This window comes from Microcoleus sp. OTE_8_concoct_300, assembly GCF_031383065.1.
Lineage (GTDB): Bacteria > Cyanobacteriota > Cyanobacteriia > Cyanobacteriales > Microcoleaceae > Microcoleus.
This window is the reverse complement of the sequence record NZ_JANMZH010000080.1, coordinates 1-7,272: the sequence shown is the minus strand read 5'-3', so window position 1 is coordinate 7,272 and position 7,272 is coordinate 1. Positions and strand designations below refer to the sequence as shown.

Annotated in this window: 5 protein-coding genes; 3 read left to right on the top strand and 2 right to left on the bottom strand. The window is 47.1% G+C overall.

What is annotated here, in order from left to right; genetic code table 11:
* Positions 1-1,497 (bottom strand): FAD-dependent oxidoreductase (locus ACUVJL_RS03950; protein ID WP_445244658.1); only part of this gene is annotated, 1,497 nt, incomplete at its 3' end.
* Between the two features lie 336 nt (positions 1,498-1,833).
* Here ACUVJL_RS03950 and cysC point away from each other — a divergent pair.
* The 3 genes from cysC to ACUVJL_RS03935 all read left to right on the top strand — a co-directional run bounded on the left by cysC (position 1,834) and on the right by ACUVJL_RS03935 (position 6,594).
* Entirely contained in the window at positions 1,834-2,358 is a 525-nt protein-coding gene (gene cysC, locus ACUVJL_RS03945) for an adenylyl-sulfate kinase (RefSeq protein ID WP_445244657.1), read from the top strand.
* Between the two features lie 11 nt (positions 2,359-2,369).
* Positions 2,370-4,124: a polysaccharide biosynthesis/export family protein gene (locus tag ACUVJL_RS03940; RefSeq protein ID WP_445244656.1), complete on the top strand. Its 1,755-nt coding sequence runs from the start codon at positions 2,370-2,372 to the stop codon at positions 4,122-4,124.
* A 142-nt stretch (positions 4,125-4,266) separates the two neighbouring features.
* The gene (locus ACUVJL_RS03935; RefSeq protein ID WP_445244655.1) at positions 4,267-6,594 is read left to right on the top strand and encodes a GumC family protein; all 2,328 of its coding nucleotides are present in this window, start codon (positions 4,267-4,269) and stop codon (positions 6,592-6,594) included.
* Positions 6,595-6,609: 15 nt separating this feature from the next.
* Here ACUVJL_RS03935 and ACUVJL_RS03930 read toward each other — a convergent pair.
* Positions 6,610-7,272: RNA-guided endonuclease InsQ/TnpB family protein (locus ACUVJL_RS03930; protein WP_445244654.1), on the bottom strand; the 663-nt coding region annotated here is incomplete at its 5' end.

The window sequence follows — 7,272 nt, the reverse complement described above, 5'->3', positions numbered from 1 at the left end:
GAGATAATAGCGCTGCCAGTCGAGCCAATCCGATCGCCCCCGTGTCAAATTAAATAAAGGAATAACCGCTGCACTCGCCTGGGAATCTTGCAGCAAAGCTTCTTGCAAAACTCTCACCGGCAACTCCCGCGGCTGACATCCAGATTCCGCGCACAAAGCCGCCGCCATCCCCGCCGCCTGTCCAATATTCATTACCGTCGGTTGCAAGCGAGTTGCACCGTTGGCGATGTGAGAGACGGAAATATTTTTTTCGCAGACTAGCAAACCGTCTGTACTCGCAGGAATTAGCGCGCTGTAAGGAATGGTAAACGGAGTTCCCGTCCAGCGGCCACCCCAGCGGATCGATTTTGGCTGCAACGGAATGTCGCCACTGGTGTAGTGGTGGTCATTAGCGTAGTTACCGATAGCCACCGCGGAGCAAATTCCCGCGGCATTGATTGGTAACGAAGCTACTTTTCCACCGACAATAGGCAAAATATCTTGTTCTGTGACTGTACTTATCCCTCGCAAGCGGCGACTTTCTCGGTAGTAAGGATGTAAGGCGAAGGAAGGAAGAAGGGAAGAATTTGGTTGATTTTCGATCTTTGAAATCGGGAAAATGTTCTTTGCTAAGCCGTAGCGAGGGCCGAGTCGGGTTTGAATGTAGCGGGCGAAACTTTGAGTGTGCCACAGACTTTCTTGGAGGAATTCTTGTCGATATGCTTCAGATTTAATGAGTCGATCGACTCCTTCACCATAATCATTACCTCGAATCGGCCAATTAATCATCAACAATCCGCCCGGAAGCCGGCCGTAATTGAGAAATTGTTCGGGAGTGTAACCGTCCCAAGCACCAGTAAATCGATCGGGATTGTCGAGAGGCGGCGCGGGAATTTCTGGCGCCACCGCACATAAGCCAAAATCCTGCATAATTGCCACCCAAGTCGGAGCTTGCACCGAATACCGCTCTGTCAGGGCATTAGAGGCAGCCGGCGCGCTGGGTTCTCCCCACTCGGCTTGGAATTCCCAACCCCAGCGGTGCCCAACTTCCGCTAAAGCCAGCAAATCTCCCAATTCCGTTGCATCCAAAGTGATTTTGGCCGAAACCGTAAAATCTGCAAACCGGACGCCAGAAATGCGATCGCCTTCAAGTAGCACATCTCGAGCTGTTTGTCCAGAAATCCAGTGCAAGTTCGGCAAACATTTAACCCAATCAGCGAAAATTTCAGCACCGGTGCGGGGATCGTAAGTAAAAAAACTGACCCAGCCCCAATCCAAACCTCCCGGCTGTCGCTGCTGGAGTTCCCGGAGAAACGCGCCCCACAAACCTGTTTGAAAAGCGGCTAATTCATTACCATCCGGGGCCGAAACGCCAGCGGAAGTCAGCATTCCTCCCAGCCAGGGGAATTCGCTTACTAAAATAGTTTTGGCACCTCGGCGGGCTGCTTGGACGGCTGCAGCGGTGCCGCCGGTGCCGCCACCGACTACCAAAACATCTGCTTTCAAAACGGAAGACATAGGCAATACCATTTTAGATTTTAGATTTTAGATTTTAGATTGCGAAAGGCTCAGTAAAATGATTGGTGCGCTACGGATAGATGTTCGGCGTTTGTTATCGCCCATTGAATGTAAGGTGCACAAGTGGCGCACCCTACGGATTTTAAAATTACCTCTTTCTCCTCTTCCCTCCTCCTCTGTGTCCTCTGCGTCCTCTGCGGTTAATAAAAAAAATTAGTTATTGTGAAAGTCCGATCGCATCTCAAATCAAAAAGAATTAGAAAATGGGGAACCGGGACACTAAAGTCATACGTCGCGTAATTGCCCCACTATTCACTACTAACCAAGCAATTGAAAATGGAAAAAGGTTTTATATTGTGGTTCACCGGGCTGAGCGGTTCCGGCAAGACAACTATCACCAAAGCTCTCGAACCCGAATTGAAGGCAAGAGGTTGCAAAGTTGAAATATTGGATGGAGATGTCGTTCGCACCAACTTGTCAAAAGGTTTGGGATTTAGCCAAGAAGACCGAAATACTAATATTCGGCGGATTGGATTTGTAGCTAACCTGCTGAGCCGCAATGGAGTAGTCGCGATGACCGCAGCTATTAGCCCCTACAGAGCAATTCGCGACGAAATTAGAGCAATGGAGCCAAATTTTGTTGAAGTATATGTCACAGCGCCGTTAGAAGTGTGCGAAGGTCGCGATGTCAAGGGGCTATACGCTAAGGCCAGAGCAGGAGAAATTAAGGGTTTTACGGGAATTGACGATCCTTATGAAGAACCCGTCAATCCTGAAATTATTTGTTACACAGAGCGAGAAAGTGTGGAAGAGAGTGTTAAAAAAGTTCTGACTAAGTTAGAGCAGTTGGGTTACATTTGAGGTTGACAGGGTTGGATGAGGATAAAGGCAAAAAGCAGATGGTGGTGAAAAGTTATTCGCGCGGCGTGCAACGTGAGAAAAAATATCACCCTTGTGTCCCCTTCGCGGAGAGTCCAAGGGAAGAATTTCTCCCGTTTCCTGCAAGGAGAGGGGCCCAGGGAGACGTTTCCAGCAAAAGCTGCAAGCTGGGTTATTGGGCAAGCAATGCTGTCAAAAGTTTAATGATTCAAAGTTTAACAGTGTCAGTGCTGGCGGTGGCGGTGGGTTCATCTCCTGCGGCGGCCCAGTTTTTGCCTCCTCCTCCTCCTCCTGCTTCGGGTTCTCCTGTTGCTGTACCGGTACCTCTAGCACCGGGATTTCAGGGATTTCCGGCAAGTGCACCTTCAAGTGTACGATCGGAAGTTTACACTTTGGGAGCGGGCGATCGTATTCAAATGGACATCTTCAACGTCCCGGAATACAGCGGCCCCAACGGTCAACACCAAGTACAGGCCGACGGTTCCCTGAGTTTGCCGTTAATTGGCAGCGTTTCGGTGTACGGGATGACCTTAGAACAAGCTTCTAATGCTGTTAAAGACCGATACGGCAAATACCTCAAACGTCCTTGGATTACCCTGAAACTGCTAGCGCCGCGTCCTTTGCAAATTGCGATCGCGGGCGAAATCAACCGCCCCGGAGCCTATACAATATCCTCAGCAGCGGGTCCCGGAGGCACATCAGAGCAAATGGGAACTCAAATGCCAACAATATCGCGGGCTCTGCGAATGGCCGGTGGAATTACGCAGTCAGCAGACGTGCGGCAAATCAAAATCCGCCGCCCCCAGCGCAACGCAGCGGAACAAATTATTAGTGTGGATTTGTGGGAATTATTGCAAAACGGCGATTTGCGGGCCGATATGACTTTGCGCGACGGCGATACTATATTTATTCCCACTGTAACTAGCCTTAACCGCCAAGAAGCACCGACTTTAGCAGTAGCTAACATTACCGGACAAAGCACTCAACCAATTAATATTGCTGTGGTGGGCGAAGTAACTCGCCCCGGTACTTATACTTTGGCAAGAGATGTTCAAAGTAGGGTACAAGAGAATGAAATGGGTGCAAATTCTGGTTTGTTTGCTGCCAGCGAAACAAACGGCGGGGAAACAGTTTTGCTGCAAACTGTAACGAGGGCAATTAAAATGGCGGGTGGCATTACGCCGGTAGCTGATATCAGACAAATACAAGTTCGCCGCCTGACGCGGGCGGGTACAGAACAAATTATTAATGTGAATTTGTGGGAACTTTTGGAAGGGAAAGATGTATCCCAAGATTTAGCGCTGCAACAGGGAGATACGGTAATCGTTCCCAAAGCCGAAAATCTCGATGCAGCCCCAGACGAACAAGTTGCTAATTCTAATTTTTCACCGGATACGATTAAGGTGAACATTGTGGGAGAAGTCGTGAAACCCGGCTCGATTGCTATGGTGCCCAACACTACTTTAAATCAAGCGCTGGTAGCAGCGGGAGGTTTTAATAAAGCGCGGGCCCAAATGGATTCGGTGGATTTAATTCGCCTCAATCCTAACGGCACTGTTTCGCAGCTAACTGTTAAGGTTAATTTTTCCGCAACAGCAAATCAAGAAACTAATCCCAAACTGCAAAATAATGATGTAATTATGGTAAGGCGATCGGGCCGCGCTACGTTCTCGGATAATGTAGGCGGGACTCTCGCTCCTTTAAGCCCCCTGTTAGGAATATTTCGATTGTTCAATATTTTTCAGTGATTTGAATAGACGAGCATTAAGGTCTCAGAAACCCGCTTTCTAGAAAATTTTTCGGTTTGCTAACGAAATTCTAGGAATCAACCGGGTTTCTGAAACGGCGCCAACGGTACAGACGGTTAAACTAATAAGTTGTAGAAATCAAATGAAACCAGGGAAAATATCTCAAATAGCACTGTTTAATAACCATAAAAAAGCCGCAGATCTGCAAAAACTATCTTCCGCGCTTTATGAAGAAGAACAATTTTTAGGCAGAGACCAAACAGAGGAAGAAGAGTTAAGTTTTTGGGAAGTTTGCCGCAGTCGCTCCATGTTAGTCATCGGCGTAGCAGCGGCAGTGACTACCGGGGTTTTCGCCTGGACGCTGACTCAAAAAAGCGAATACGAAGGGCGCTTTCAATTATTAGTAGAACCCGTAGTTACGCAAAATACTTTAGCCAAAGTGTACTCTGGTGAGCTGAAACTGCAACCAGCGGCCCCCGCAACGACAGAAAATGCGGGTTTTGACTACGAATCGCAAATTCAAGTTTTGCAAAGCCCCCAAGTAATGTCGCCGATTATTAAACAGTTGCAGGCTAAATATCCTGAAATAAATTACAACTATCTCTTGAACCAAAAAGCAGATAACTTGCCGTTTTCTCAGGAAAACAGGCTGTCAATTAATCGCTTCAAAAATACCAAAATACTCGAAGTTAGATATCGGGATTATGACCCGAAAAAAATTCAGTTTGTTTTGGAAAAAGTTGCGCTCGGCTACCGCAACTACAGCGTGCAAGATACCACAACTCAAATTAGTCAGACTTTGGATTTTGTGAAATCGCAAATTCCCAACCAGCAAAAGCGCCAACAAGCTCTGCAAACAGAAATTCAAAAGTTGCGACAGCAGTACAATTTCATCGACCCGCAAATTCAAACCCAACAACTGGCGCAGCAAATCAGCCAACTTCAAACGCAAAGATTGGACGCGCAAACGCAGCTAAATCAGCAGAGATTGCTCTATTCCAATCTGCAAAATCAGCTCGGATTAAACCAGAAGCAAGCGCTGATGGCTTCGGCTCTGAGTCAAGCTCCCCGCTATCAAGCGATGCTGACTCAATTGCAGCAATTAGAAGGGCAAATTGCGCTTAACTCGGCTACGTTTACAGACGAAACTCCGCAAATGCAATTGTTGCGAGAACAGCGCAAAAACCTAATTCCTTTATTGAAGAAAGAAGCCCAACAGGTTCTGGGAACTGATTTGGCTAAGGTAAATTCGCAAGTACTGGCTTTTCAAGATCCGGTGCGGATTAAGTTAATCGAGCAGTTTATTGGTACTGCTAATTTAATTCAGGTGCTGGGCGTGCGGAATCAAGTTTTGGAACAAGCTGCTAAGCAGTTGAATCAATATTCTCAAGGATTACCGGTGATTTTGCGGCGCTATTCGGATTTGCAGCGCGAGTTGGATTTAACTAACAATACGCTGAATGGTTTGCTGGCAAAACAGCAAGCTTTGCAGCTTGAATCTGTGGGTAAAAAAGAGGTGGCTTGGGAAGTTATTGCTAAGCCGGAAATTCCGCGCTACAAAAATGGCGAGTTGATGGCTGTTGCTCCGATTATGCCTTTGAATTTGGCTTTGGGGGGATTGGCTGGTTTGCTGTTTGGTATGCTGGCGGCGCAGTTGGCGGAACGGTTTAATAATAAAACGGTGTTCCAAACTCCGGAGGATGTCAAACATTCGATTCGGCTGCCTTTGTTGGGGGTGATTCCTGCTAGCGATAAAATTTTGAGACTTCCTCCTGCTGAGACAAGTCCGGTGGATGTGGGAAGTTCGCCGATGCCGACGGATGCTTTTCAAGAAGCTTTTCGATCGCTCAATGCTAATATTCGCTTACTAAACCTTGATACTCCGATTAATTCTTGCGTAATTACTTCTTGTCAAGTAGCTGACGGCAAGTCTACTGTCGCAGTAAATCTGGCGCGGGCGGCGGCTGCAATGGGCCAGCAAGTGCTGTTGGTGGATGCGGATTTACGGCGCCCGCAGGTACACGAAATGCTGGGTTTACCGAATTGGCAAGGCTTACACAACGTGATTGCTGAGGATGTGGATGTGCAAAAGGTGATTTTGCGATCGCCCCGCGATGAAAATTTGTTTGTGTTAACTTCCGGTCCGGTTCCTCTCGATCCCACAAAGGTGCTTTCTTCCAAAAAAATGCAGCATTTAATGGCAGCTTTGTCAAGTCATTTTGACTTAGTTATTTACGATACTGCACCGCTTTTGGGTTTGGCGGATGCGAATTTGTTGGCAGCTCACACTAACGGATTGATGCTGGTAGTGGGGCTGCATCAAACTGAGCGGGAGGCGCTGGTGTTGGCTTTTGAAGATTTGAAAATGGCGGGGATTCCGCTGTTGGGAATGGTGGCAAATAACGATAAGGGCAGCAGGTATTACTATCAGTCTTACGTGCAGAATTACGTTCAGGAACAGTCTGTTTGAGGGAGAGGAAGTAAATCACCCAGCACTGACCTGAGTACAGGTACAGTGTGGGCTTTCAATAGCCCTGAAATGATCTTGCACATTGCAAAACAATCTCGAACCTTCGGGTTTATTTACGAAAACCCCAATAGCAGCAATATTCTTACTACCGTTTAAATCAGCGTCACCTTTCCATCCACAATGACCACAAGCAAACTTTTTACCGTTTCTATAAGATTCACCCTGTACAGGGTGAATATGATTGCATTTGTGGCACATTTGGCTGGTGTACCTAGGCTCAACAAACAAAATCTTGACGCTATGTTTTATGGCTTTGTATATCAGGAATTGGCGCAACTGAAAGAATGCCCAGCTATTGCTAAGTCTCCGCTCTTTTTTCGAGCGTGGCTGCTGATTTGTTCGCTCCCTAATTCCAGTCAAATCTTCCAAAGCGACAAGTTGATTTTTGTTTTGAGCCTTAGTTACGATACGGTGACTGATAGTGTGATTTACCCATGTCTGAAAGCGCTTTTCCTTGCCCGACAACCGTTTCAACAATTCTCGACATCTACGCCGAGTGCTCCGTGTGCCTTTCGTGGCTTTTCGCTGGATATTTGCTCTCAACTTGGCATAATGATTTCTAACTTTGGTAATTTGTTTACCGCTAAATGTATCTCCATCAGAAGTAACTGCAATATC

Coding starts and splice junctions, on each gene's coding strand:
- cysC (WP_445244657.1), top strand. CDS start 1,834: ATGGAAAAAGGTTTTATATTGTGGTTCACCGGGCTGAGCGGTTCCGGC.
- ACUVJL_RS03935 (WP_445244655.1), top strand. CDS start 4,267: ATGAAACCAGGGAAAATATCTCAAATAGCACTGTTTAATAACCATAAA.